Source organism: Amycolatopsis plumensis (assembly GCF_042652605.1).
Taxonomy (GTDB): domain Bacteria; phylum Actinomycetota; class Actinomycetes; order Mycobacteriales; family Pseudonocardiaceae; genus Amycolatopsis; species Amycolatopsis plumensis.
Genome location: NZ_JBHSJY010000001.1, coordinates 1,534,246 through 1,560,402, shown reverse-complemented (window position 1 = coordinate 1,560,402; position 26,157 = coordinate 1,534,246). Strand labels below are relative to the sequence as shown.

Sequence of the window (26,157 nt, the reverse complement as noted above, 5' to 3'; positions counted from 1 at the left end):
GAGGTCGGTTCGACCCATGGAGGCAACAGATGAACATCGGCTGGGTTCGCAGCTGGGGCGCCGCGCCCCAATCCGCGCACGACGGGCTGGGCTCGCTCGACGACCACCCGCCGCTCGCCGGCGTGACGCTCCGCCAGGTGGTGCGGCTCAGCGGCGGCGGGCACCGGGTGCGCGTCCGCTTCACCAACGAGTTCGGGACCGCGCCCGTCACCATCGGCGCGGCGCGGGTGGGCTTCGCCGTGCCCGGCGGCGGGGTGCGGGACGCACGGGAGCTGACGTTCTCCGGTGCCCCGTCCGTCACCATCCCCGCCGGTGCACCGGTGCCGAGTGATCCGGTGACGCTGCCCGCGGCGGCGTTGAGCGAGCTGTCCATCAGCCTCTACCTGCCGGAGCGCGTGGAAACCGTTACGTGCCACGACCCGGTGCTCGACACCGGCTGGACGATCCCGGGTGACGCCGTCGCCGCTCCCGCACTGCCGGGCGACGCGTCGATCCTTCCGGTGCGGGCGCTGCTTTCCGCGGTCGACGTGCTCCGCGACGAGCCCGCCTCGGCCGTCGTCGTGGTCGGCGACTCGCGCACCGACGGTGCCGGGTCCACTCCGGACACCCACCACAGCTGGCCGGAACTGCTGGCCGCGCGCGGCGCCGGCTTCGTCGTCAACCAGGGCATCAGCGGCAACCGGATGCTCAACGACGGCGTCGGGACCTCGGTGCTGGCCCGCTTCGACCGGGACGTGCTGGCGACGCCGGGCCTCGGCTGGGTCGTGGTTTCGGTGGGCGGCAACGACATCGCGATCTCCTGCGCCCCGCGCGACGACGGCCCGCTGGCCGACTTCCTGAAGATGTTCCCCGGCGCACCGGTGACGACGGACGACGTCATCGCCGGCTACCGGCAACTGGTGGCGCGGGCGCGCGAACGCGGGGTGCGGGTCTGCGCCACCACGATCGCGCCCTTCGAGGGCTCGGAGGCCTACACGCCCGAAGCCGAACTCGCCCGTCAGGTGGTGAACGAGTGGATCCGGACCGCCGGCGCGTTCGACGCGGTGCTGGACTTCGACGCCGTCTGGCGCGACCCGCGGCACCCCAGCCGGATCCGGGCGGAGTTCCACTCCGGCGACCACCTGCACGGCAGCGACGCGGGTTACCGGGCGCTGGCCGACTCTGTCGACTTGTCGCTTTTCGACTGAGCGCGAACCCGCGGCCAACTCCGGAAAACCGGTCCGCGGGCCGGGGAACGCGGTCACCATGGCGGGATGGCGTTCACCGAACCCCCGGATCCCGGTCAGGCACGCACGCTGGCCGAGCTCATCGCGCAGCTGCGGCTGCTCAAGGCGTGGGCGGGCGGCCCGTCGTACGCGCAGATCGCCGAGCGGGTCAACCGGCTCTGGACGGCTGCCGGACGGCCGCCCGGGGAGCGGACCGCCCGCACGACCGTCGCCGACTGCTTCAAGGCCGGCCGGGCCCGGCCCAACACCGATCTGCTGCTGGCCGTGGTCGAGGTGCTCCACCCGGACCAGGGTTACGTCGCCGGCTGGCAGGACGTGCTGCGGGCGGTCCGCGGCCGCGCGGAGGCGGCCACCTTCGTGCAGGCCCAGCTCGGCCTGCCGGAGGCGGTCGCGCACTTCACCGGGCGCCGGGCGGAACTCGCGCGGCTGGCCACCGTCCTCGGCGACGGCGCGGGCGGGCGGGTGGCGGCGATCGCGGGCATGGCCGGGGTCGGCAAGACCGGGCTGGCCGTCCAGGCCGGTCACGAGCTCCTTCGCACCGGCCGGTGCGACAACGCGCTCTTCGTGAACCTGCGCGGGTTCCACCCCGACCCCGGCCGCCCGCCGGTGGACCCGGCCGCGGTGCTCGACTCGTTTCTGCGGCTGCTCGGCGTCCCCGGGCACGCAGTCCCCGCCGACCTGGCGGGCAAGACCCGCGTCTACCAGGAGCGCTCGGCCGGGCGGCGCCTGCTGGTCGTCCTCGACAACGCGGGCAGCGAGGACCAGGTCCGGCCCCTGCTGCCCGACGAGCGGGGCGGGCCGGTGCTCGTCACCAGCAGGCTGGCGCTGCCCGGACTGGCCGGCGCCACGCCCGTGCCGCTGGACGTGCTGAGCCCGGACGACGCGCTCGCGTACCTGCGGCACACCGTCGGCGCGGACCGCATCGACCAGGCGCCCGGCGTGGCCCGGCGGATCACCGCGGAACTGGGTCGGCTGCCGCTCGCGCTGAGCCTCGCCGCGTTGTGGATGACCGCGCCCGCCCACCGGTCGTGGCTGCTGGCCGACCACCTGGAGCGGCTCGAGCAGCGGCGCGCGCACCTGCGGCTCGACAACGCCGTGGACGCGTCGATCAGCCTCTCCTACGACCAGCTCGCCGAGCCGCAGCGGCGGGTGCTGCGGCTGCTGGCCCTGCACCCCGGCGCGGATCTGGACGCCTACGGCGTCGCCGCGCTCGCCGGTACCGGGCTGGCCGAGGCGACCCGGACCGCGGATCGGCTCGTCGCGACCAGCCTGGTGCGCCGCGGGGAGGCGGGCCGGTTCGAGCTGCACGACCTCATCCGCGCGTTCGGGATGGCACGGGCGCAGGACGAGGACGCGCCCGCCGGCCGCAAGGCGGCGCTGACCCGGCTGCTCGACTACTACACGTTCGCCACCGCCGCCGCGATGGACCAGTACGCGCCCCGGATGCGTGCCTACCGGCCGCGCGTCCCCGACCCCGGCCTGCCGATCCCGCCGCTGACCGACCGCGAGCCGGCGACCGCCTGGCTGGACGCCGAACGGGCCAACCTGGTCGGCGCCGGCGTCCAGGGCGTCCCGTCCGGGCACGCGGGGCTGCTGTCCCGGCTGCTGTTCCGGTACCTGCAGACCGGCGGCTACATCAGCGAGGCGCTGGTCCTGCACACGAGCGCGGCGGAGTCGGCGGACCCGGCCGTCCGCGGGCACGCGCTGGTGAGCCTCGGGGCCACCCACAGCCAGGTCGGCCGCTACGACGTGGCCACGCGGCACGTCGAGGCGGCGCTGGAGTGCTTCCGCGGCGCGGGCGACCGCTCCGGCGAGTGCCGGGCGCTCGGCACGCTGGGCGCGATCGCCTCCTGGAACGCCGATTTCGCGCGATCGGCGGGATTCCTGCGGGAGGCGCTGGCGCTGGCGCGCGAGCTGGGCGACCGGGCGGGCGAGCGCACCGCGCTGACCAACCTCGGCTTCGTCCACGGACGGCTGGGCTGGTACGCCGAGGCACTGGAGATCCACACGAAGGCGCTGGCCATCGACCAGGAGACCGGCGACCTGTGCGACACCGGCCGCAGCCTGCTCAACATCGGCGACACGCACCTGCGGTCGGGCAGCCACGCGGAGGCGTGCGGCTACTTCCGCCGCGCGACGGCGATCGCCGAGCAAGCGGGCGACCGCGATCTGCACGTGGAGGCGCTGCTGTGCCTCGCGGACGCGTCGCTGGAGCTCGGCCGGACGGACCACGCGCGGACCACGCACGAGTGCGCGCTGGCCATCGCGGTGGACCTGGGGAGCCTGCACGCGGCCGCGCGGGCGCACACGGGCCTGGCCCGGGCGCTGACCGCGTCGGGAGACCTCGAAGGCGCCCGCCACCACTGGCTTGCGGCCCGGGAGCACCACCGGGAGCTGGGCCTGCCGGAGTCGCCGGAGATCACCGCGGGCCTGGGGTGGTCGCTGGCGGCGGGTGGCTGACGACCGATCTGTCGAAATCGGAGCAGATCACCCCGGAGACAGGTGATTCCGCGGCGAGGGGCGGGTCGGCCGGGCGGCGTCCGGGTTCGTCCGGGATTGCTGCCCGGAGACGCCGCCGACCGCAATGCTCGCAGCCGGCGCGGGATGGCGGAAACGCTCCCGCTCCTCGGACACATCCACCGTCGAAGGGAGAAATCATGGGGCGCCTGATCGACCGCGTGCTCAACCGGATCGTGCCCACGGCCAAGGCCTCCGCCTGCAGTGGCGGCTACTTCTGCAACGCACAGGGCCACCCCGGCTACTGGTACCGCTTCTGCTGCCCGCAGACCGGGTGCGAGTGGTCCAAGGTCCGCAGCAGCTGCTGAGCCACCCCGGTGAGCGTGCCGGGTGGTGTCCGCATCCTTCCCCGCGGACACCACCCGGTGTGGAGGGAGCGACATGGAGTACTTCCGGGCCTTCGGCGCGGCGCTGATCGCCGTCGTGTTCGCCGCTTCGTCCCTCTCGAAGCTGCGGGACTTCCGCGGGTTCGCGCGTTCGGTGCCCGCTCTGGTGCCGATGCCCGCGAAGTGGGTCGTGCCGGTGTCGGTGGCCGTCGTGGTCACCGAACTCGCCTCCGCCGTCCTCGTCCTGGTCACCGCGATCGCCGGGTTCGTCCTCGCCTCGGCGTTGCTGCTGGCCTTCACCACCGCCATCGCCGCTTCGCTGCGACGCGGCCGGCGTGCCCCGTGCCGTTGCTTCGGCGCGGCCGAAACCCCGATCGGCCCGCGTCACCTGGTCCGCAACACCCTGCTGATCTGCTTCGCCGTCCTCGGCGCGCTCGCGCCGGAGCAGTTGCCGCCCGCCGCCGGGGCCGCCGTGGCCTTCGCCGCCGGGGTCGTGGTGGCCGTGCTCGTCGTCGCCATGGACGACATCGCCGTCGTGTTCGCAAGGAGTTCCTGATGCCCTACGTCGTCGCCACCCTGGTGCTGCTGGGCCTGATGTGCCTGCTGAACCTGCTCTTGACCATCGGGATCCTGCGCCGGATGCGGAACCAGCCCGCCGCGAGGCCCGAACCGCCCTTCGCGCTGCGGCCCGGTTCGGCCGTCGGCGACTTCGCCGCCACCACGATCGACGGCGAGCCGCTCACCCTGGCCACCCTGAACGGCACGGTGGCGTTCTTCTCGGCCGGCTGCGACGCCTGCCACGAAACCCTGCCGGACTTCCTCGCCTACGCCCGCGCGCAGGGCCGTGACAACGTCTTCGCCGTCTTCGGGGGCGACGAGCCGGACACCGTGCGCGCGCTCGCCGAGGTCGCCCACGTGGTGACGGCGGAGCTCGACGGCGGCCCGGTCGCCGCCGCGTTCCGCAACACCTGGACGCCCGCGCTGTACGTCGTCGACGGCGGGCGGGTGGTCGCGACCGCCGGGCGGGTGCACGAGCTGCCCGTGCCCGCCGTCCGGTGACCGTGCGCCAGACGGACCGGCGGATCGGCGCGAACCAGGTGCGGGCGGCGGCCGCGGCCGCCGCCCGGCTGCTGTGGCGGTCCGGCCCGGCGCGGCTGCTGGGCCTGCTGGTCATGACCGCGGCCGCGGCGACGGCGCCGATCGCCACCGCCTGGCTGACCAAGCTCGTCCTCGACCGCCTCGTCGAGCGCACCGGCGCGGTCGGCGGCCTCGCCGTGGCGCTGGTGCTGACCGGGCTCGCCGTCGCCGCGCTGCCCGTGGTCGCCCACTACGTCCGCGCGCAGATCGGCCGCGCGGCGAGCACGGTCGCCACCGACGGGCTGTTCGAGGCGCTGGGCCGCCAGATCGGATTGCGCACCTTCGAAAACCCCGCCTACCAGGACCGGCTGCGGCTGGCCCAGGAAAGCTGCGGCCGGATGCCGGAGATCGTCGACGGCGTCGGCGGCACGCTCAGCGGAACGCTTTCCCTCGTCGGGTTCCTCGGCTCGCTGCTCGTGCTGAGCCCGGCGATGACCGGGGTCGTGCTGGCCGCCGCGATCCCCGCGCTGCTGGCCGAACTGCTGCTGGCCCGGCGCCGCGCCGCGGTGGAATGGCGCATCGAGCGGTTCGCCCGGCGCGAGTTCTTCTACAGCCAGCTGCTCACCGGCATCCCCGCCGCCACCGAGATCCGGTTGTTCGGCATCGGGGCGTTCCTGCGCGCCCGGCTGATGGACGAGCGCCGCAGCGCCAACGAAGCCCAGCGCCGGATGGACGAACGCGAGCTGTGGACCATGGGCGGGCTGACGGCGCTGAGCGCGGCCGTCGCCGGGGTGGGTCTGTGGTGGGCCATCACGTCGGCGCGCGACGGATCGCTCAGCGCCGGCGACGTCTCGATGTTCGTGGCCGCCGTCGCCGGGGTGCAGGCGGCGCTGGGCACGCTGGCGTCGTCGATCGCCAACGGCCAGGCCCGGCTGCTGTCGTTCGCGCACTACGTCGCCGTGGTCGACGCCGAACCCGACCTGCCGAGCGGGACCCGTGACACGGTTCCCCCGCTGCGGCAGGGGATCGAGCTGCGGGACGTCTGGTTCCGGTACAGCGACGACCACCCGTGGGTGCTGCGCGGGGTCGACCTCACCATCCCGCACGGCACGGCGGTCGCCTTGGTCGGTCTCAACGGCGCGGGCAAGAGCACGCTCGTGAAGCTGTTGTGCCGCATGTACGACCCGACGCGCGGCCGCATCCTCTGGGACGGCGTCGACCTGCGTCACCTGCCGCCCGCCGTGCTGCGCAACCGGATCAGCGCGGTGTTCCAGGACCACATGAACTACGACATGACCGCGGCCGAGAACATCGGGCTCGGCGAGCTGTCCGCCATGGCCGACCGCGACCGGCTGGTGGAAGCGGCGAAACGCGCGGGTGCGCACGAGCGGATCGCCGCCCTGCCCGAGGGGTACGACACGCCGCTCACCCGCATCTTCGAGATCGGCACCTCGGCCGGCGTGGTGCTGTCCGGCGGCCAGTGGCAGCGGCTGGCGCTGGCTCGTTCGCTCGTCCGGGAGGGCCGGGACCTGATGATCCTCGACGAGCCGAGTTCCGGACTCGACCCGGAGGCCGAGCAGGAGGTGCACGCGCGCATCCGCGAGCACCGGCAGGGCCGCACGAGCCTGCTCATCTCGCACCGGCTGAGCGCGGTGCGCGACGCCGACCACATCGCCGTCCTCGAGGGCGGCCGCGTCACCGAGCTGGGCACGCACGAAAGCCTGCTCGCCGCCGACGGTGGGTACGCGCGCCTGTTCCGCCTGCAGGCCGACGGATACCAGGCGGTGCCGTGAAGGCAACGGTGTTCTTCGGGCTGCTGGCCGTGGGCTTCGTCGTCCTCCGCCGCCGGCTGATCATGACCACAGTGGACGGTCACAGCATGGAACCGGCGCTGTCCTCCGGCGACCGGGTCCTGGTGCGCCGGACCCGCCGCGCGCGCCGCGGCCAGGTGGCCCTGCTGCGCTTCCCGCCGCTGCCGAGCGGCGCGCCGACGGGGGACCAGCTGCTGCTCAAACGCGTGGTCGCCGTGGCGGGCGACCGCATCCCGCCGGACTGGGCCGACCCGGACGCACACGGCCTCGGCGGCGAAGTGGTGCCGGGCGGCTGCACCGTGGTCCTGGGCGACAACCGGCCGAGCAGCTGGGATTCGCGCCACTACGGGTTCGTGCCGCGGGAGCGGGTGGTCGGCGTGGTGGTGCGGCATGTCTCTTGAGCGGGGGCGGACAGTCGCATGTGGACCTACCCGATCGAGTGATGACGCGTGTTCGAATCCCGGTAATCTCGAGGTATGACCAACAACGCGATTTACTCTTCCTCCGCAGCGGTGTTCGCCGACCGGATCGGTGAGTCGGCCGCGCGCACGCGCTTTGCCGAAGCCCCGGCGCAACCGCCTTCGCGAACCCCGGCCGGTGGCCCACCTACCGGCGGCCGGGGAGCCGGACCGTGACGACCAGGCCGCCGGCCTCGCGCGGCTCCAGCTCCAGCATCCCGTCGTGGGCCCGGACGATGCTGTGCACGATCGCCAGCCCGAGGCCGACGCCGTCGTGCCCGTCGGTGCGGGTGCGCCCGGTCCCGCGCTGGAACGGCTCGGTCAGGATCGGCAGCAGCTCCGGCGGCAGCGGCCGTCCGGTGTTCTCGACCCGCAGCGCGCTCGCGTAGCGCCGCCGTTCGGTGTGGACGGTGACCGTGCCGCCCGGGAGGTTGTGCACGATCGCGTTCTGGACGAGGTTCGTCACCATGCGCAGGAGCAGTGCGGCGGAGCCGGTCGCGTGCACCGGCTCCCCGGTGACGTCGAGGGTGATCCGGCGCTCTTCGGCCAGCGGCAACAGCGTTTCGGCGGCTTCTTCGGCCACGAGGGAAAGGTCCACGGGCTCGCGGGTGAAGTGCCGCCGGTCGCTGCGGCTGAGCAGCAGGAGGGCTTCGGTGAGGTCGATCGCCCGCGTGTTCACCGTGCGGAGCCGTTCGACGAGCTCGTCGCGGGGGTAGGCCGGGTCCTGGCCGGCGACGTCGAGGATGGCCTGCGAAATCGCCAGCGGGGTCCGCAGTTCGTGCGAGGCGTTCGCGGCGAACCGCTGCTGCTCGCCGACCTGGGATTCGAGGCGTTCGAGCATCGTGTCGAAGACGTCGGCGAGCTCGCGGAACTCGTCGGAGGGGCCGGTCAGGCGGATGCGGTGGGAGAGCGAGCCGTGCGCGGCGAGCCGGGCGGCGTCCGCAATCCGGGTGAGCGGGGCGAGCATCCGGCCGGCCAGGAGCCAGCCGCCCAGCATGCCGAACACCAGCAGGAAACCGAGTGCCGTGGCCGCGGAGGGAGCGAACATGCGGGTGAGGAGATAGCGGTTCGGGGCGATCCCGAGCAGGCCCTGGTCGTTGTCGGGCACGTACCGCAGCAGGGACATCTGCACGACGGCGAGCAGGACAGCGCCGGCGAGCAGGAGGAACGCGGCGTAGCTGATGGTCAGTTTCAGCCGGGCGCTGAGCCCGGGGCGCCTGTTCACGCCGAAAAGCGTAGGCAGCGCGGGTTATCGCGGGCATATGCTCGTCCGCCGTGATCACCCCGGAGAACCGCCCCGTCCCCGATCTCGGGCCCGCGCCGCAGCGGATCGCCGTCGACGCCGAAACCGTGCGCCGGATGGTCGGCGAGCAGTTCCCGCGGTGGGCCGGACTTCCGGTCCGGCCCGTGGCGCACGGTGGCTGGGACAACTTCACCTTCCACGTCGGCGATGACCTGGTGGCGCGGCTGCCCAGCGCGGCCGAATACGCGTTGGCCGTCGCCAAGGAACAGCGCTGGCTCCCGGTGCTCGCTCCCCGGCTGCCGCTGCCCGTTCCGGTCCCGCTGGCCGCCGGGAAACCCGGTGCGGGCTATCCCTTTCCGTGGTCGATCCAGCCGTGGCTCGACGGCCGTCCCGCGAGCCGGGACCGGATCGCCGATCCCGTCCGCTTCGCCGTCGACCTGGCCGGGTTCCTGGCTGCCCTGCAGGAGGTCGAGGCCGCCGACGGGCCGCAGCCGGGAAAGCACAACTGGTTCCGGGGCGCCACCCTGCGCACCTACGAGCCGTCGGCCGAGCGCGCGCTCGCGGCGCTGGACGGCCGGATCGACGCCGGGCTGGCCCGCGAGATCTGGGCGGCCGCATTGTCCGCGCGCTGGGACGGCCGGGACGCCTGGTTCCACGGCGACGTGGCCGCCGGGAACCTGCTGCTCGACGACGGCGAGCTGACCGCCGTCATCGACTTCGGGACCTGCGGTGTCGGGGACCCGTCCTGCGACACGGCCATCGCCTGGACGCTGCTGACCGCCGACGGACGGCGGGCGTTCCGCGAACACCTGGCCGTCGACGACGGCACCTGGGCGCGCGGACGCGGCTGGGCGCTCTGGAAAACGCTCGTGTCCGCGGCCCGGACCGATGACGAAGACGCGCACCGCGTCCTCGGCGAAATCTTCGCCGAATACCGGACCGGCCGTTAATCCTTTGGTCCCCGACCGCGTCCTCGGCTACGGTCGGCCCCTCTGATCGATTCGCGAAGGGGGCAGCATGCGCCAGTTCCGCAACACCGCCGGATTCCCAGCCAACGTTGCGGCACCTGGAGCCCTTCTTGCCCGAAACCTCCCTCAACATCGGGATTCTCGCCCACGTCGACGCCGGTAAGACCAGCCTGACCGAGCGGCTGCTGTTCGACACCGGCGCGGTCGGTGCGCTCGGCCGCGTCGACGACGGGAACACCCAGACCGACACCCTCGACATCGAACGGCGTCGCGGCATCACGATCAGCACCGGCGTGGTCTCCTTCTGCGCCGGTGGCCGGACGGTCAACGTCATCGACACGCCGGGGCACGCCGATTTCGTCGCCGAGGTCGAACGGGCGCTCGGCGTGCTCGACGGCGTCGTGCTGGTGGTCTCCGGGGCCGCCGGAGTCCAGGCGAGCACCCGGATCCTCTGGCGCCTCCTGCGCCGGCTGGGTGTGCCGACGCTGGTGTTCGTCAACAAGCTCGACCAGCCCGGTGTCGATCCGGCCGGGGTGCTCGACGACCTGCGGAAGAAGCTGTCTCCCGCGATGGGGCCGGCCGGGGACGCCGTCCGCAGCCAGGTGGCCGCCGGCGAGGCGTACCCGGTGTTCTTCGGCTCGGCCATGACCGGCGCCGGCGTGGCTGAACTCGTCACCGGGATCGTGGACTTCCTGCCCGCACCCGAGCCGGGCTCCGAACTCCGCGCGACCGTCTTCAAGATCGAACGCGGCCGCGGCGGCGACCGGATCGCCTACGCCCGCCTGCACGGCGGGACGCTGCGGGTGCGCGACCGCGTGGAGCTCTTCCGGCGGAACGCAGACGGCTCGGTCGAGCGAAGCCGGCGACGCGTCACGGCGATGACGCTCGCGGGCGCCAAAGCCACTCGCGCGGGCGCGGGCGATCTGGTCCGGCTTTCGGGCCTCGGTGACGTCCGCGTCGACGACCGGCTCGGGTCGCCGGACGGCCTGGCGGACGCCGGGTTGTTCTCGCCGCCCGGGCTCGTTTCGGTCGTCACCGCTCGGCCCGGCGAGGAAATCCGGCTGCACCAGGCGTTGCGGGAGCTGTGCGACCAGGACCCGTTGCTGGGCCTGCGGGCCGACCGCGGTGCGTTGTCGGTGCGGACGTACGGCGAAGTCCAGATCGAGGTCCTCCTCGAGCGGCTGCGCGAGGACTTCGGGCTCGTCGCCCGGTTTGCGCCGCCGGCGCCGGTCCACATCGAAAGGCCCGTCGGTGTGGGGGAAGCGGTCCAGTTCCTGGACCGGCTCGGTCCGACCGATCCGGTCGCCACGGTCGGGCTGCGGGTCGCGCCTGGCGAGATCGGCAGCGGCGTCCGCTACGAGCTGGCCGTCGAACGCGGCTCGCTCCCGCGGGCCTTCCACACCGCCATCGAGCAGACGGTGTACCGCACGGCGGGGTGCGGCCCGCACGGCTGGGAGGTCACCGACTGCGTCGTCACGCTGACCCACTCGGGGTTCCAGCCGCCGGTCAGCACGGCCGGTGACTTTCGCGAAGCCACCGCGCGCCTGCTTTCGCTGGCGTTCGCGCGGGCGCGGACCCGCGTGTACGAACCGGTGGACCGGTTCGACCTCGAAGTGCCCGAACACGTCGTCGGCGCAGCCGTGGTCGCGCTGGCCCAGCTCGAGGCCGTGTGCGAGCCGCCGGTGGTCGAAGCCGGGCTCGCCCGGCTGAGCGGGACGCTGCCGGCGGCCGCGACCACGGCTTTCCGGCGCCGGCTGCCGGCCCTCGGGCAGGGCGAAGCGGTCTTCGCGGTCGAGCCCGGCGGCTACCGGCCGTGGCGGCCGTAGGGCCTCCGCCCGGAGGAGACGCCTGCGTTCGATGGGGGAACGCACCCGACGCTGTTCGGCCCCTTTGTCGGCGTTGGTGATTGACAACCCGGGGCCCGGCAGCGACGGTGTGACGGGTCTCTGGGAACGCTCCCAGAGCGGTTCGCCGTGAATGTGCACAAGGGAGTGCCGATGTGGGGAAGAGCCGGAAAACGTCCTGCCGCGCTGGCCGTGGCGGGTCTCGCGGTCGCCGCCGGAGTCGTCACGTCGACGACGGTGGTGTCGTCCGCGCGTGAAACGAGCGCCGCGTTCGCCTGCCGCGTCACCTACTCGGCCAACGACTGGGGAAGCGGTTTCAGCGCCACGGTCGGGATCGCCAACGTCGGCTCCGCGGCGGCCGACGGCTGGACGCTGACCTACTCCTACGCCGGGAACCAGACCCTCCAGCAGGGCTGGATGGGCACGTGGACGCAGTCCGGCAAGCAGGTCACCGTGACCAACGCGAGCTGGAACGGCACCATCCCGGCCGGCGGCTCGGTCAGCACCGGCGCGAACTTCTCCTACAGCGGCACCAACACCACGCCCACCGACTTCGCGGTCAACGGTGCCGCGTGCACCGGAACCCCGCCGACCACGGCGACCACCCCCATCACCAAGCCGACGACCACGACACCGACCACGACCACCACCACGCCACCCCCGCCGGGCCCGGCACCGGCGTTGCACGTCTCGGGCAACAAGCTGCTCACCGCCGACGGGAAGACCTACCGGCTGCTCGGCGTCAACCGGTCCAGCGGCGAGTTCGCCTGCGTGCAGGGCAAGGGGATGTGGGACAGCGGCCCGGTCGACCAGGCTTCGGTCGACGCGATGAAGGCGTGGAACATCCACGCGGTGCGGATCCCGCTGAACGAGGACTGCTGGCTCGGCCTGTCCGGCTCGCCCAGCGGCGCCCCGTACCAGCAGGCGGTCAAGGACTACGCGAACCTGCTGGTGACCAACGGGATCAACCCGATCCTCGACCTGCACTGGACGCACGGCCAGTACACCGGGACCTCGTCGGCGTGCACCGACGTCAACGCCACCTGCCAGAAGCCGATGCCCGACCGGCAGTACACGCCGACGTTCTGGAGCCAGGTCGCGACCGCGTTCAAGGGCGACAACGCCGTGGTGTTCGACTTGTTCAACGAGCCCTACCCGGACGCGGCCGCCAACTGGTCCGACGCGGCCGCGGCGTGGCGATGCCTGCGCGACGGCGGCACCTGCACCGGAATCGGCTACGCGGTCGCGGGGATGCAGGAGCTGGTCGACGCGGTCCGGGCGACCGGGGCCGAGAACGTGGTGATGACCGGCGGCCTGACGTGGACCAACGACCTCACGCAGTGGCTGGCCTACAAGCCGGTGGACCCGGCGGGCAACCTGGTGGCGTCCTGGCACTCGTACAACTTCAACGCCTGCGTCACGGTGTCCTGCTGGGACAGTCAGATCGGGACGGTCGCGGCCCAGGTCCCGGTGCAGGCGGGCGAGATCGGGCAGAACAGCTGCGCCCACGACTACATCGACCAGGTGATGGCCTGGCTCGACGCGCACAACCTCGGCTACACGGCCTGGACGTGGAACCCGTGGGGCTGCAGCGGCGGCAACGTGCTGATCGAGGACTACAGCGGCACGCCGACCAAGACCTACGGCGAGGGCTTCCGGGCCCACTTGCTCACCGTCCACCCCTGAGGCGCGCCACGGGCCTGCCTCGTGGCGGGTCCCGGTGCAGTGAATGACTCATTCCTGGCGTCGAACGCCAGGAATGAGTCATTCACTGCGTTCGGACCGGCGGTGTGCTGAGACAGGGACCGGGTGCGGCGCTCGCGGCCCCCGCTCGTCCGTGCGAGTCTCTTGGGCGGACCCGTCCGCTCGCCTGCACCGGGAGACTCCATGGGCAAGTTCCTGCTCACCGCGCTGCTGGCGGCCTTCGCGTTGGCGCCGTCGCCGGCCGCCGGTGGGGGCGCGCCCCGAGGCGGTGACCCGTTCGGCCCGGAGCTGCGGGCGCGGATCGCGCGGGCGCAGGCCTACGCCGACAGCCGGCCGGGGGTGACCGGGATCGTCCTGCGGGACCGGTGGACCGGCGCCGTCCACCGCAGCCCGGCCGCCGGCACGCTGATCTGGGCCTGCTCCACTCCGAAGCTGGCCATGGCCGTCGACCTGCTGCTGCGCGAGGACGCCGGTGCGATCACATTGACCGCCCAAGATCGCGATCTGCTGCACCGGATGCTCCATTCGAGTGATGACGGGGCCGCCCACACGTTGTGGACCCGTTATGGAGGCGAAGCGGAATTCGGTCGCCGTTTTCCGGCATACGGAATGACCGACATGCGGTTCAGTGATCACCACCCGCACCACTGGGGCTGGATCCGCACCACGGCCGACGACCTGGACCGGTTGATCGAATACGTCCTGACCCGCCTGCCCGCCCGGCACCGCGACTACGTCGTCGGGGAACTGCGCACCGTGGACGCCAACCAGCAGTGGGGCGTCTGGGGCGCCGGGTCGGCCGCCCGGCCCGGGAACAAGAACGGCTGGTCAGACGACAACGACGACGGCTCCTGGATCATGAACTCCGTCGGTTTCGCGGGCCCGGACGAGCGGTACACCCTCGCCCTGATGAACGACACCCGGGTGATCTCCGGCGGCGACGAGGTCGGCAAGGAGACCACCACGAAGATCGCCGAAATCCTGTTCGGCGGGTATTTCCGCGCCTGAGATCTGGGCCTCTTTCAGGGGATTTTCGCGCAGATTCGTGCTTATGGGGGCACGCGTGTAGCCCACTGTGAGGTCTGTGTATGCTGCCATTCGCTTGACCGGGTGATCACTCACCCGAATCAGTGGCCGACGTGGTCGGGGATCGTGATCCCACGCGGCCCCTAACGGCGTGGTTCGGGCTCGGATAGGAGAGTTATGCAGGTCAGGTCAGCTTTCGCGCGTGGCGGGATCGCGGTGCTCGCCGCGGCCGCCGCGGTCATGGTCAGCGCCCCGGCAGCCCTCGCGGACGACGGCGCCGCGCGCGGCCGGATCGACGAAGCCACGTCCAAGCGCGTCTACCGGGTGAACACCGACCAGGGTGACCCCTACGCCAAGCTGTTCGGCTTCAAGCTGTCGGACGGCAAGTCGCTCAAGCTCTACTGCGTGGAGTTCAGCACCCACGCCCGCGACGACGTCGACATGGTCGAGACGGCCTGGAACAAGTACCCGGACGCCGGCTCACCGTTCGTCAAGAACAGCGCCAAGCTCAACTGGGTGCTGCACCACGGCTACCCGGCCCTCGACCTCGACGCGGTGGCGGCGGAGCTCGCCAAGCAGGGGGTCAAGGTCCACGACGGCCTCACCGAGGCCGAGGCGATCACCGGGACGCAGGCCGCGGTGTGGCACTTCAGCGACGGCGTGAACCTCAACCTGCAGAAGCCGCTCGCCGAGGACAACCCGGCCGAGACCAACGCCGACGTCGCCGCGCTCTACAGCTACCTGATCGGCGACCAGAACACCGGCATCGGCGCGCAGCCGAAGCCGGCTCTCGACATCGCGGGCCCGAAGACCGAGGGCAAGGCCGGCACCAAGATCGGCCCGTTCCAGGTCGCCACGAACGGTGCCATCACGTCGCTGGCCACCGAGCTGCCCGACGGCGTCAAGCTCACCGACGCCGACGGCAAGGAGCAGAAGGCCGCCGACATCAAGGACGGCAGCAAGCTGTTCCTCGACGTCCCGGCCGGCACCAAGCCGGGCAGCGGCTCGTTCTCGCTCAAGGCCACCGGCGAGGTGGACACCGGCCGCCTGTTCGTCGCGGAGAACTACGCGAGGCACCCGGCGCAGTCGCTGATCGTCGCCGACTCGGAGAAGACCGAGGTGGCCGCGAAGGCGACCGCGAGCTGGTCCGAGACGCCTGCGACCCCCACCCCGACCACGGCGCCGAGCACGCCCGGCGGCGCTCCCTCCGGTGGCGGCGAGCTGGCCAACACCGGTGTCGACGCCGCGGTTCCGTTCGGCATCGGCGGCCTGCTGCTCGGCGGCGGCGCGCTGATGCTGCTGGTGAACCGGCGCCGCAGCCGCGCGTAAGCAGTAGCTCCGAACGGGGCCGGTCCACTGTGGACCGGCCCCGTTCTGCTGTCCGGTACCCGACGATCGGATTGCGATCATCGGGGCAAAACCGGCGAATCGCCGATAAATTGGTCTAGACTTCTCGGCCATGCGCGGTACGACCGTTCCGTCAGGGACGCCCTGCCGGACCCCGCGGCCGGGCGAGCTGCCGATGCACCGGCTGGAGGTCCCCGCTCCGCACGCACCCCCGTTCGCCGTCGGCACGTTCGACGCGCTCGGGCCGCTGTCGCGCGCGGACTTCCCGCACCGGCACACCTTCCACGAGCTCGTGCACGTCACCGGCGGCACCGGCGCGCACGTCGTCGACACCGCCCGCTGGCCGCTGCGGCCGCCGCACTTCGGCGTGATCGCGCCCGGGCAGGTGCACCAGTGGGCCGGCGTCCGCGGCCTCACCGGGCACGTCGTGCTGTTCACCGACGACTTCCTCCTCGACCACCCGGCCGATCGCGAGCTCCTGCGGCGGCTGAGCGAACGGCCGTGGCTGCACCTGGACGACCACGCCGACGCGCGGGTCGCGCGGCTGATCGCCGATCTGGAGGACGAGTACCGCCGTGGCGGTGCCGGCACGGAGTCGGTGCTGCGCGCGCTGGTGCACGTCCTGATCGTGCGGGCGGGACGGCTGGGCACCCCGCCGCCCGCCCCCGCCGGCACCCCGCCGCCCGCCCCCGCCGGCGCGGTGGCGGCGGAGTTCGTCCGGCTCGCCGGCCGCGCCGAGCCGGGGCTGTGGTCGGTGCGAGCGCACGCCGAACGCCTCGGCGTCACCTCCGGGCACCTCACCGAGGCGGTCAAGGCCGCGACCGGCCGCACCGCCGCGCAGCTGCTGCGCGAGGCAAGGACCCGGGAGGCGCAACGGTTCCTGCTCCGGACGAACCTCACCGTCCGGCAGGTCGCGAGCCGGGTCGGGTTCGCCGACCCCGCCTACTTCTGCCGGTTCTTCCGCCGCGAGACCGGGATGAGTCCCGGCGCCTTCCGGCGCGGCGGGGAGAAGCACCACGACTGACCGGTCCAGTCCATCGCCGCCCGCCCGGTGCGCTGCCTACGTTCGAGGGGATCCCCGAGCCCCCACGAGGAGCAGCCATGGACGATGAAACCAAGCTCAGCCGCAAGACGGTGCTCAAGGCCGCGCTGGCCGCGGGTGTCGCGGCGCCGGTCGCGCTGATCGGTGGCCCGGCGCTGGCCCGCGCGAACGCCGTCGGCGGCACGGCACCGGCGCTGACCCCGGCGTGCCACGACGACGACGATCCGACGATCGAGCAGACCGAGGGCCCGTACTTCAAGCCGAACTCACCGGAACGGACCAACCTCGTCACGCCCGGCACCCCGGGCACCCGGCTGACCGTGACCGGGTACGTCTTCGGACGGGCCTGCCTGCCGATCGGCCGCGCGCTGCTGGACTTCTGGCAGGCGGACGTCAACGGCGCCTACGACAACACCGGCTACACCTTCCGCGGGCACCAGTACACCGACGCCCAGGGCGCGTTCACGCTGTCCACGATCGTGCCGGGCCTCTACCCCGGCCGGACCCGGCACATCCACGTGAAGGTGCAGGCACCCGGCCGTCCGGTGCTGACCACGCAGCTCTACTTCCCCGGCGAGCCTCGCAACAACACCGACACGATCTTCGACGCGCGGCTGCTGATGACCGTGCGCGACAACGGGTCCGCGAAGGAGGCCGCCTTCGACTTCGTGCTCGACGTCGCCCAGACGCCGACGTCGACGCGGCCGACGTCGACCTCCTCCACGCCGACCTCCTCCACGCCACCCGGGGGCACTTCCTGGACGGTGGGGACCGCGTACACGGCGGGGATCCGGGTCACCTACGGCGGCCGCGGGTACGTCTGCCTGCAGGCCCACACCGCGCAGCCGGGCTGGGAACCCCCGGCCGTCCCGGCGCTGTGGCGGGCGGAGTGACACCCCGCTGACCGGGCCGCGCACTTCAGGGGTCGACGCCGTCCGGGTGGCCTGCCAGATTGGGCCCATGACGATTTCCCTCGACGCCGCGGCGTGGGTCCGGCGCTTCCACCCGGCGCCGTCGGCCTCGGCCCGGCTCGTGTGCTTCCCGCACGCCGGGGGAGCGGCGAGCTACTACCACCCCGTGTCGGCGGCGCTGGCGCCCGCCGTGGAGGTGCTGGCCGTGCAGTACCCGGGCCGGCAGGACCGGTACGCCGAAGCCCCGGTGGACGACCTGTTCGTGCTCGCCGACCGGCTGGCGGACGTGCTCGCCCCGGAGACCACCGGGCCGGTGGCGTTCTTCGGCCACAGCATGGGCGCCAGCCTGGCCTTCGAGGTCGCGCGGCGGCTCGAAGCCCGGGGCACGAAACTGCTCACCCTGTTCGTCTCCGGCCGCCGCGGGCCGACGGCGGACCACGGCGAGCGGGTCCACGACAAGGGCGACGAGGAGCTGCTGGCCGAGGTCAAGCGGCTCGGCGGCACCGACGCGGCGGTGCTGGACGACGAAGACATCCGCACCCTCGTGCTGCCCGCGCTGCGCAGCGACTACAAGGCCGCCGAGCTGTACCACTACCGCCCGGGCCCGGACGTCGGCTGCCCGGTCGTGGCGCTGATCGGCGACCGGGACCCCAAGGTCGGCGCGGCCGAGGCGCGGTTGTGGGCGGAACGGACGTCCGGTGACTTCGAGCTGAAGACGTACCCGGGCGGCCACTTCTACCTGAACGACCACGTTCCGGCGATCGTCCGGCTGATCGCCGGACGGCTCGCCGGCTGAGCGGGGCGGGCGGGCGCACCCCCGCCCGCCCCGCCGGTTCAGCAGTACAGGTTGGCGCCCGGGTCGACACCCAGGATCGACGTGATCTGGCGGTACTTCGAGACGCGGCTCTCGACCTGGGCGGGGTTGCCGCCGTTGCATTCGATCGAGCCGTTGATGCTGCGGATGGTTTCGCCGAACCCGCGGCCGTTGACCATCGCGTTGTGCGGGGTCATGGTGCCGGGGCCGCTCTGGGTGTTCCAGTACCAGAGCCCGGTCTTCCAGGCGACCGCCGCGTTCTGCTCGACCTGCCAGGGGTTGCCGAGCAGGTCGATGCCGAGCGCGTCACCGGCGGCCTTGTAGTTGAAGTTCCAGCTGAGCTGGATCGGGCCGCGGCCGTAGTAGGCGGACTGGCCGGCGGGGCAGCCGTAGGGCTGGTTCCCGTCGCAGTAGTGCGGGTAGTTGGCGGTGTTCTGCTCGACGATGTAGACCAGGCCGCCGGTTTCGTGGTTGACGTTGGCCAGGAAGGCCGCGGCTTCCTGCTTCTTGACCGTGTCGCTGCCGGTGTTCGCGAAGCCGGGGTAGGCCGACAGGGCCGCGGTCAGGCCGCTGTAGGTGTAGAAGGAGTTGCGGCCGGGGAAGATCTGGTTGAACTGCGCTTCGCTGACCACGAACGCGCCGGGGTTGCCCGGGTTGCCGGGGTCCGTGCCGCCGCCGCAGGTGTAGGGCTCCCAGTACCAGGTGCTGATCACGGGGTCGTAGCCCGGGTTGGCGTTCTTGGCGCGGTAGTAGCCGCCGTTGGTGTAGCGGACGATCGCGCCGACGTCGTACCACTGGCCCGCCACCCAGTTCGGGTAGCTGCAGGTGGTCCCGCCGCCGCCGTCACAGCTGTAGGGCTCCCAGTACCAGGTGCTGATGACCGGGTCGTAGCCCGGGTTGGCGTTCTTGGCGCGGTAGTAGCCGCCGTTGGTGTACCGCACGACGGCGCCGACGTCGTACCACTGCCCGGCGACCCAGTTCGGCGCACTGCACGCGGCGGCGGCCGCCTGCGAAGCGTGCCCGGTGACGGCGGGCGCGCCGAAGACGAGCCCGGCAACGGCGGCGACAGCGGACAGGATCGCGACAAGACGTCTTCTCAAGACTCGCTCACTCCTTCGGCCACGACGGAACGCGGGCGCGCAGGCGCCCGGCGTCGCAGGTGGGTGTGCTCATCCGGCCGAGACGAGGGGGGACACCGGTCACTAGAGCAGATTGGTCTAGTCCAGTCAAGAATGCCCGGCGTCGCGGGCAGAGGGTGTGCGCGAACGTTCCCTTCCGATGAACCGCCGGCGCCTCCCGGTGCGTTCACAGGGGACCGGCGGGCGGCGAAGGGGCGGCCGTGCCGCGGGCGGGCGACGCGGCACCGAAAGCCGCGTGGCCCGCCCGGCACGTCACCGCGCTTGCGGAATCCTCACCTGCGCGGCCGGGGCGGCGTGCAGGATGCGCTGCAGCCTGGCCCGGCCCAGCCGGTGGAGCATCTCCCCGAGCTCCTCCGGCGCGATGCTCCCCTCGAGGTCGAGCCGCGTCGTCCGGACGACGCGGTCGATCTCCGATGCGGGGAGACGCCCCGCGAACTCCCCGGCCAGCCACACCCCGACCTCGTCCACGACGTCGTCCGCCCGGTGGCTCCGTACGGTCATCGCTCTCCTCGTTTCGGATCGCCTTCTTGCCCAGGTCGAAGCCGGGAAATCCCGGTCCGACGCCAGTCCGACGAGCGAGTCCGGGAGCCATGACGCCGAATCGGTGAACTTGATGGCACAAAAGCGTTCCGTGTTCGGACGGGTGAGGTACGTGACTATTGCCGTCACTCACATGGGCTGTTCGCCTTCCGAAGTTGTCGGCCGTTCGGGTAGAAATCCGCGGAACTCCGCCGGGGGCGCGTCCGGCTCAGGACCCTGGAGGGGTCGGACAGTGCGGGCGTTCCTCGCGGGACGCGGAACGGAGACGCGATCCATGGGCCGGTACGACCGGACCGACCTCGGGGCGTACAGCCTGGGGTTGCTCGAGGCCGCCGAGGCGGCGCGGGTCGAGCGGCACCTCGCGGCGTGCCCGGACTGCCGCGAGGAGGTCCGGGGGTTCGAAGCCGTCCGTGGCCTGCTCGACCACCTGGTCCAGGCTAAGTCCACCGAGGACAGACCAGCGCCCCGGCAACCCCCTGCCGTCCTGCCCTGACCTCGGCGGACCCGGACCGCTCGGCGTCCTTCAGCGAGACGCGGCGGCCTTGACGGTCCGCAGCACGGGCGCCGTCTCCAGCGTCCGGATGGCGTCCAGTGCCCCGAGCCGGTGCGTCAGGTAGTGGTGCAGCGCGGCCGCGTCCGGGCACAGCGCCTGCGCGACCAGGTTCGCGGGGCCCGTCGTCGCGGCGACGAGCGCGAGTTCCGGGTGGGTCGCCAGCGTCCGCGCCACCCGGTCCAGCCGGGCCGGGGCCACCGCCATCCAGAGCAGCGCCTGCGTCGTCGCGCCCAGTGGTTCCGGGTCGATCTCCAGGTCGAAGAACACGGTGCCGCCCGCCTGCAGGTCGGCCAGGCGGCGCGCGACCGTCGCGGCCGACCAGCCGGTGGCCGTCGCCAGTTCGGCCAGGCCCGCGCGGCCGTCGCGCTGCAGTGCGGCCATCAGGGCGTCGTCGTCGCCGGTCAGCGGCTTGCCCGGGCCGGTGCGCACCGGGGTCAGGGCGGCGATCTGCGCGGCGTCGAGGGCGTTCGCCCGGCCGAGCCACGCCGTCGGCCCGCCGAAGTAGCGGTGCAGCAGCTGGTGCGCCGAGACCGCCGTGATGCTCGCCGTGCGCGGGATGTCCCGCAGCAGCAGCGCGTGGTCGCTCGCGGCCGGCGTGTGCACGTTGACGCAGATCTCCGTGCCGCCGGACATCAGCTTGATCCACGCCGTGTCGGCGCGGCGCGCGAGCGCCTGGGCGAGGTCCTGCGCGGTGTGCGGCGTCGCGGTGAGGCGGACCATCCACTCCGCCTGCCCGGCCCGCTGCGGATCCGGCAGGCCGACCACGCGCAGTGACGCCTCGCTCCGGAGGCGGCGGTAGCGCCGCGCCACCGTCTGCGTCGAGACGCCGAGGACGTCGCCGATCTTGGTGAAGGGTGCCCGGCCGTCGATGTGGAGCGCATGGATCAACGCGCGGTCCACGGCGTCCAGGGTGGTCATATCCCTCATTAAAGCGCAGCGAACGGAAGAAATCCGCCAAAGAACGTCGATAGCTGGAACGAGCGGCGGGCGAGTCGCCAGGGTGGGCGCCGAACGAAAGGAGGCACCCCGTGCCGACCATGACGCACTCCCGACGGCGGTGGGCCGCACTGGCCGTGCTGCTCGCCGCCGAGGCGATGAACCTGCTCGACGCCACCATCGTGCAGGTCGCCGGCCCGGCCATCCACGCGGGCCTGCCCGGCCCGGCCGCCGACGTCCCGTGGTTCAGCGCGGCCTACACGCTGCCGTTCGCCGCCTTCCTGGTCACCGGTGGCCGTCTCGGCGACGTCTTCGGCCGGGCCAGGGTGTTCAAGCTCGGCGTGGCGGGCTTCGTGCTCGCGTCGCTGGCCTGCGCGATGGCGCCGGACGCGGCCCTGCTGATCGGGGCCCGCGCGGTGCAGGGCGCGGCGGCCGCGCTGATCGTCCCGCAGACCATCGGCCTCATCCGCGCCCTGTTCGACGGCGGCGAACTCGCGAAGGCGCTGGGCAGCATCGGGCCGGTGATGGGCCTGTCCGCGGTCACCGGGCCGCTGCTCGGCGGGCTGCTCACGCAGGCCGTGTCGTGGCGGGCGGTGTTCCTGGTGAACGTCCCGCTCGGGCTGGCGGTGCTCTTCGCCGCGCGGCTGCTGCGGGAGGACCGCGCGGCCACCCGGCCCCGGCTCGACGTCACCGGCACGCTGCTCGTCGCCGCCGGCGCCGGGCTGCTGGTCCACCCCCTGATCGACCCCGCGGGGCCGAACCCGGCCCTGCTCGCGGCCGGCGCCGCGCTGGTGGCCGTGTTCGGCTTCCAGCAGCGCCGCGCGGCCGCGCCGCTGGTCGAGCCGAGCCTGTTCACCCACCGCGGGTTCCCGGCGGCGCTCGCCGGCTCGCTGCTGTTCTTCGCGGTGATGACGGGCCTGATGCAGGTCGTGCCGATGCAGCTCCAGCTCGGGCTGGGCGCCGACGTCCGCACCGCCGGCCTGACGCTGCTGCCGCTCTCGGCCGGGCTCGCGGTGTCGTCGTCCTTCGCCGGTGCCCGGCTGGTGCCGAAGTTCGGCTCCCGCGTCATGTTCGGCGGGCTGGCGCTGCTGACGGCCGGCATCCTCGCCGCGCTCGGCCTCGGCCCGGGCGCGTACCCGTGGGCGCTGGCCCTGTGCGGGCTCGGAATGGGGACGTTCACGGTCCCGTTCTTCACCGCGGCGCTGGAGCGGGTCCGGCCGCACGAGACGGGCTCGGCGGCCGGGCTGCTCAACGCGGTCCAGCAGCTCGGCGGCACCCTCGGCGTCGCCCTCCTCGGCGGCCTCTACCTCGGCACCGGCACGGCGACCGCGGCACTCGGCCTGGCGGCCGCGCTTGCCGTGGCCGCCGCCGTGGCGGTGGTTCCGCTCAGTAGTCGTCGCGGCCGGTGAACTGCTGCTCCAGCAGCTCGGCCGCGCCGGCGACCAGCTCGAGCGGATCGGTGAACTCGTTGATGTCGAGGTTGATCAGCGGCAGCGAATGGCGGAGGACGACGTGCTCGCCCATCACCGCCAGGCCGCCCACCACGATCGCGTCACCGACCTCGGTGAGCACCTCGAGGAGGTCGACCTCCTCGTGCCGGGCGAACGGCGTGGCGATCTGCACCCAGTCCTCGCGCTGGTCGAGGATCTCGCGGGCGATCACGACGATCTGGGCCCGCTGCTCGGTGTCGGGGTCGTCGCCGAACACCAGGCGGATGCGCAGCTCGTCGGGCTCGTCGCGCACCACCCGGTACGACTGCCTGACGTACGCGACCAGATCGCCCCACTCCGCCACGGTTGCTCCGTTCTCGTGCCTGTCCGGACGCTCAGCGTAGCGATCAGGCGGTGCCGATCCGGTCCAGATCGGCGAGAACGTCCGCGGGCAGTTCGAGATCGGCGGCGGCCAGGTTTTCGCGCAGGTGTCCGGGCGACGACGTCCCGGGGATCAGCAGCATCGACGGCGACCGCTGCAGCAGCCAGGCGAGCGCGACCTGCATCGGCGTGGCCCCGACCCGGGCGGCGCAGTCGTCGAGCAGGCCCGACTGCAGCGGGCTGAACCCGCCCAGCGGGAAGTAGGGCACGAAGGCGATCCCCTCGGCGGCGCACTTGTCGACGAGGGGATCGTTCTCGCGGTGGGCCAGGTTGTACTGGTTCTGCACGCAGACGACGGGCGCGATCGCCCTCGCTTCGTCGAGCTGCTCGGCGCTGACGTGGCTGACCCCGAGGTGCCGGATCAGCCCCTGCTCCCGCAGCTCGGCGAGCACGCCGAACGGCTCGGCCAGCGACATCGGCACGGGGTAGTCGCCGGCGGCGTTGCTGAGCCGCAGGTTGACCACGTCGAGCGCGTCGACGCCGAGGTTGCGCAGGTTGTCGTGCACGGCCTCGGTGAGGTCCGCGGCCGACAGCGCGGGCGGCCAGCCCTTGTCCGCGCTCCGCCGCGCCCCGACCTTCGTCACGATGACGAGTGATTCGGGGTACGGGTGCAGGGCTTCCTTGATCAGCGCGTTCACGGTGTGCGGCCCGTAGTAATCACTGGTGTCGAGGTGGGTGACCCCGCGTTCGACGGCTTCCCGCAGCACCGCGACGGCCGTGTCGTGGTCCTTCGGCGGCCCCCAGACACCGGGCCCGGCCAGCTGCATGGCGCCGTAACCCATGCGCGTGACGGGAAGTTCGCCGCCGAGGGTGAAGGTGCCGCCGAGATCCGCCATGCCGCTCCTCGCTCCGGGTGCCGTCACGGGAAAGTCTAGGTCCGGCCGCGGAAATCAGCAGAGCCCCTTGCCGCCCAGCACCCGCGCGACCGACTCCTGCACCCGTGCCTGGGGCAGCTCCCCGCTCCGCACGGCCTCGACCAGCCGGTCCAGCACCTCGTCGACGCGGCCCCCGGACGACCACAGCGCCTGGTCCGCGCCGGCCTGCAGCGCCTTCAGCACCGCTTCCGGCAGCGGGTACTGGGCGGTGATCGCCTTCATCGCGCCGAGGTCGTCGGTCAGCACCGGCCCGCCGAACGCGAACTCGCCGCGCAGCAGCCGGTAGGCTGCCGGCGAGAGGGACGCCGGGACGCCGTCGGTCAGGCCGGGGACGTCGAGGTGGCCGACCATGACCGCGACCGGGCCGTAGTCGGCGATGCCCTGGTACGGCACCAGGTCGACCGCGCGCAGCTCGCCGAGCGGCGGCGTCACGACGGTGCCCTTGTGGGAGTCGCCCGAGCCGTGGCCGTGGCCGGGGAAGTGCTTCAGCACCGGCTGGACCCCGGCGTCGCGCAGTCCCGCCGCAAACGCTTTCGCGTACGTCTTCACCCGGGCCGGGTCCGGGCTGAACGACCGATCGCCGATCACGTCGTCGTCCGGGGCGCCGGTGACGTCGGTGTCCGGGGCGAAGTCCACGGTCACCCCGCGGGCGCGCAGCTGGCGGCCCCGCTCGGCGGCCAGCGCGCGGACCTCGTCCGGCGACTTCGTCGCGGCCATCGTCCGGGCCGAGGGCAGGTCGCCGTCGAGGTCGTCGATGCGCTGGACGCGGCCGCCCTCTTCGTCGACCGACACCGCCACCGGCACCTTGGCCACGGCCTGGACGGCGGCCAGCGAGTCGTCCTTCAACAACGCCGTCGCGTTGCCCCCGACGAAGATCCCGCCCACCTGGTGGTCGCGCACCAGGGACACCGTGGCCGCCGGGTTGTCGCCGGAGACGCCCACGACGACCAGCTGCGCGACCTGCGCGCGGACGTCGAGCCCGGCCGCCAGGGAAGCGCAGTCGCCCGGCCGCGCGAGCCGGGACGTCGGCGCCGGAGCGGCGGGCGGGGGAGTCACCGGAACGGGAACCGGCCGATCGGAGGTCCGGGGGACCGCCAGCCCGGTCACGGTCCGCGGTTGCAGGCCCGCGACCAGCGAACACCCGGCTACGACGGCGAACACCACCCCGAAGGCGGCGAGAAATCGGCGGTTCATCGGTCCCTTCACTCGTTCGTGTACGCCCCCGACCGTAGTCGACCCCCGAACTTCACGGCGTGAAGAAGGGTCCGGCCGCCGCTAGAGAATTCGTGAAGGCGCCCTCAGCAGACTGGCCGCAGTCAGGATTCGTCGTGGGCGGAGGAGGGTTCGATGGACCAGGTGCGAGTGGCGGCGTGGGCGTCGGACCCGATCGCCCTGACCGGGCTGATCAACCACCTCAAGTCCCGCCCCGAGCTGCTGGTCCTGCCGCGGGCCCGCCGGGGTGAGGCGGCGGTGCTGGTGTTCGCCGTCGGGGAGGTCGACCGGGAGGCCGTGGCCGCGCTGCGGGCCGCGGCCGCCGAGTCGCCGGCCGCGATCGTGCTGGTCGCCGGGCACGTCGATCCCGCGCACGTCGGCCTGCTCGCCGACTGTCACGTCTCGGCCGTGCTGCCGCGGACCGGGCTGGACCGGCTCACCGCGAACGTGCTCGCCGCGGCGCGGGGCCGCTCCTCCTCGCTGCGCGAGCAGGTCGAGGCCCTCGCCGGCGAAACTTCCGGGACGGCGCTCACGCCGCGCGAGGTGGATGTGCTTCGCCTGATGGCCGAAGGCTGGGACACTGCCGAGATCGCGGGCAAGCTCTGCTACTCGGAGCGGACCGTGAAGAACGTCATCTACGCCATGACCAACCGGCTCAACCTGCGCAACCGGCCGCACGCGGTCGCCTACGCCGTGCGGGCCGGTGTGATCTGAGGA

Annotated in this window: 25 protein-coding genes; 18 read left to right on the top strand and 7 right to left on the bottom strand. The window is 72.9% G+C overall.

Annotated elements, in window-relative coordinates; genetic code table 11:
- Positions 1-29 precede the first annotated feature (29 nt).
- The 7 genes from ACFPLC_RS07015 to ACFPLC_RS06985 all read left to right on the top strand — a co-directional run bounded on the left by ACFPLC_RS07015 (position 30) and on the right by ACFPLC_RS06985 (position 7,358).
- The gene (locus tag ACFPLC_RS07015; protein WP_378203050.1) at positions 30-1,187 is read left to right on the top strand and encodes an SGNH/GDSL hydrolase family protein; all 1,158 of its coding nucleotides are present in this window, start codon (positions 30-32) and stop codon (positions 1,185-1,187) included.
- Between the two features lie 66 nt (positions 1,188-1,253).
- Positions 1,254-3,686 carry a tetratricopeptide repeat protein gene (locus tag ACFPLC_RS07010; protein WP_378203053.1) on the top strand — a complete coding sequence of 811 codons (2,433 nt, stop codon included), beginning with the start codon at positions 1,254-1,256 and terminating at the stop codon, positions 3,684-3,686.
- A 197-nt stretch (positions 3,687-3,883) separates the two neighbouring features.
- Complete coding sequence (locus ACFPLC_RS07005) at positions 3,884-4,051, top strand: hypothetical protein (protein ID WP_191316100.1); 168 nt, start codon at positions 3,884-3,886, stop codon at positions 4,049-4,051.
- A 73-nt stretch (positions 4,052-4,124) separates the two neighbouring features.
- Positions 4,125-4,625 (top strand): MauE/DoxX family redox-associated membrane protein, encoded by a 501-nt coding sequence (locus ACFPLC_RS07000; protein WP_378203056.1) that lies wholly within the window; start codon positions 4,125-4,127, stop codon positions 4,623-4,625.
- Positions 4,625-5,128 carry a TlpA disulfide reductase family protein gene (locus tag ACFPLC_RS06995; protein ID WP_378203059.1) on the top strand — a complete coding sequence of 168 codons (504 nt, stop codon included), beginning with the start codon at positions 4,625-4,627 and terminating at the stop codon, positions 5,126-5,128. Before ACFPLC_RS07000 ends, ACFPLC_RS06995 begins: the two co-directional genes overlap by 1 nt.
- The gene (locus tag ACFPLC_RS06990) at positions 5,125-6,939 is read left to right on the top strand and encodes an ABC transporter ATP-binding protein (protein WP_378203062.1); all 1,815 of its coding nucleotides are present in this window, start codon (positions 5,125-5,127) and stop codon (positions 6,937-6,939) included. Before ACFPLC_RS06995 ends, ACFPLC_RS06990 begins: the two co-directional genes overlap by 4 nt.
- Entirely contained in the window at positions 6,936-7,358 is a 423-nt protein-coding gene (locus ACFPLC_RS06985) for a S26 family signal peptidase (RefSeq protein WP_378203065.1), read from the top strand. Before ACFPLC_RS06990 ends, ACFPLC_RS06985 begins: the two co-directional genes overlap by 4 nt.
- Positions 7,359-7,563: 205 nt before the next feature.
- On the opposite strand, the gene ACFPLC_RS06980 is transcribed toward ACFPLC_RS06985, so the two are convergent.
- Complete coding sequence (locus ACFPLC_RS06980) at positions 7,564-8,640, bottom strand: sensor histidine kinase (protein ID WP_378203068.1); 1,077 nt, start codon at positions 8,638-8,640, stop codon at positions 7,564-7,566.
- A gap of 50 nt (positions 8,641-8,690) precedes the next feature.
- Here ACFPLC_RS06980 and ACFPLC_RS06975 point away from each other — a divergent pair, with 50 nt between their 5' ends.
- The 8 genes from ACFPLC_RS06975 to ACFPLC_RS06940 all read left to right on the top strand — a co-directional run bounded on the left by ACFPLC_RS06975 (position 8,691) and on the right by ACFPLC_RS06940 (position 18,296).
- Positions 8,691-9,608, top strand: coding sequence for an aminoglycoside phosphotransferase family protein (locus tag ACFPLC_RS06975; RefSeq protein WP_378203071.1), 918 nt, complete (start codon positions 8,691-8,693; stop codon positions 9,606-9,608).
- Between the two features lie 128 nt (positions 9,609-9,736).
- Entirely contained in the window at positions 9,737-11,452 is a 1,716-nt protein-coding gene (locus ACFPLC_RS06970; RefSeq protein WP_378203074.1) for a GTP-binding protein, read from the top strand.
- 171 nt (positions 11,453-11,623) lie between these two features.
- Entirely contained in the window at positions 11,624-13,156 is a 1,533-nt protein-coding gene (locus tag ACFPLC_RS06965) for a cellulase family glycosylhydrolase (RefSeq protein ID WP_378203077.1), read from the top strand.
- 201 nt (positions 13,157-13,357) lie between these two features.
- Positions 13,358-14,182: a serine hydrolase gene (locus ACFPLC_RS06960; protein WP_378203080.1), complete on the top strand. Its 825-nt coding sequence runs from the start codon at positions 13,358-13,360 to the stop codon at positions 14,180-14,182.
- Positions 14,183-14,377: 195 nt separating this feature from the next.
- Positions 14,378-15,529 (top strand): thioester domain-containing protein, encoded by a 1,152-nt coding sequence (locus ACFPLC_RS06955; RefSeq protein WP_378203083.1) that lies wholly within the window; start codon positions 14,378-14,380, stop codon positions 15,527-15,529.
- A gap of 193 nt (positions 15,530-15,722) precedes the next feature.
- A complete protein-coding gene (locus ACFPLC_RS06950) occupies positions 15,723-16,571 on the top strand; it encodes an AraC family transcriptional regulator (RefSeq protein WP_378203184.1) in 849 nt (282 codons plus the stop codon).
- Positions 16,572-16,648: 77 nt separating this feature from the next.
- A complete protein-coding gene (locus ACFPLC_RS06945) occupies positions 16,649-17,482 on the top strand; it encodes a dioxygenase family protein (RefSeq protein WP_378203086.1) in 834 nt (277 codons plus the stop codon).
- Positions 17,483-17,549: 67 nt separating this feature from the next.
- Positions 17,550-18,296 (top strand): thioesterase II family protein, encoded by a 747-nt coding sequence (locus ACFPLC_RS06940; RefSeq protein WP_378203089.1) that lies wholly within the window; start codon positions 17,550-17,552, stop codon positions 18,294-18,296.
- A gap of 38 nt (positions 18,297-18,334) precedes the next feature.
- Here the strand turns inward: ACFPLC_RS06940 and ACFPLC_RS06935 are convergent, their stop codons facing one another.
- Positions 18,335-19,414, bottom strand: a complete 1,080-nt coding sequence (locus tag ACFPLC_RS06935) for a glycoside hydrolase family 19 protein (RefSeq protein ID WP_378203092.1) — start codon at positions 19,412-19,414, stop codon at positions 18,335-18,337.
- Between the two features lie 291 nt (positions 19,415-19,705).
- The gene (locus ACFPLC_RS06930; RefSeq protein WP_191316086.1) at positions 19,706-19,954 is read right to left on the bottom strand and encodes a hypothetical protein; all 249 of its coding nucleotides are present in this window, start codon (positions 19,952-19,954) and stop codon (positions 19,706-19,708) included.
- 313 nt (positions 19,955-20,267) lie between these two features.
- Between ACFPLC_RS06930 and ACFPLC_RS06925 the strand changes: the two genes are divergently transcribed.
- Positions 20,268-20,486: a zf-HC2 domain-containing protein gene (locus ACFPLC_RS06925; RefSeq protein ID WP_378203096.1), complete on the top strand. Its 219-nt coding sequence runs from the start codon at positions 20,268-20,270 to the stop codon at positions 20,484-20,486.
- Between the two features lie 30 nt (positions 20,487-20,516).
- On the opposite strand, the gene ACFPLC_RS06920 is transcribed toward ACFPLC_RS06925, so the two are convergent.
- Positions 20,517-21,464 (bottom strand): Lrp/AsnC family transcriptional regulator, encoded by a 948-nt coding sequence (locus ACFPLC_RS06920; protein ID WP_378203100.1) that lies wholly within the window; start codon positions 21,462-21,464, stop codon positions 20,517-20,519.
- Positions 21,465-21,583: 119 nt separating this feature from the next.
- Here ACFPLC_RS06920 and ACFPLC_RS06915 point away from each other — a divergent pair, with 119 nt between their 5' ends.
- The gene (locus ACFPLC_RS06915) at positions 21,584-22,891 is read left to right on the top strand and encodes an MFS transporter (protein ID WP_446681652.1); all 1,308 of its coding nucleotides are present in this window, start codon (positions 21,584-21,586) and stop codon (positions 22,889-22,891) included.
- Here the strand turns inward: ACFPLC_RS06915 and ACFPLC_RS06910 are convergent.
- From ACFPLC_RS06910 to ACFPLC_RS06900, 3 genes are read right to left on the bottom strand one after another with little or no spacing between them, the layout of a single operon-like run.
- Entirely contained in the window at positions 22,869-23,276 is a 408-nt protein-coding gene (locus tag ACFPLC_RS06910; protein ID WP_378203106.1) for a hypothetical protein, read from the bottom strand. The two genes, ACFPLC_RS06915 and ACFPLC_RS06910, sit on opposite strands and share 23 nt — an antisense overlap.
- Before the next feature lie 43 nt (positions 23,277-23,319).
- Positions 23,320-24,189: an oxidoreductase gene (locus ACFPLC_RS06905; protein ID WP_191316082.1), complete on the bottom strand. Its 870-nt coding sequence runs from the start codon at positions 24,187-24,189 to the stop codon at positions 23,320-23,322.
- A gap of 54 nt (positions 24,190-24,243) precedes the next feature.
- Positions 24,244-25,422, bottom strand: a complete 1,179-nt coding sequence (locus tag ACFPLC_RS06900; protein WP_378203110.1) for a glycoside hydrolase family 3 N-terminal domain-containing protein — start codon at positions 25,420-25,422, stop codon at positions 24,244-24,246.
- A 153-nt stretch (positions 25,423-25,575) separates the two neighbouring features.
- Between ACFPLC_RS06900 and ACFPLC_RS06895 the strand changes: the two genes are divergently transcribed.
- A complete protein-coding gene (locus ACFPLC_RS06895; protein WP_191316081.1) occupies positions 25,576-26,154 on the top strand; it encodes a helix-turn-helix transcriptional regulator in 579 nt (192 codons plus the stop codon).
- Positions 26,155-26,157 lie beyond the last annotated feature (3 nt).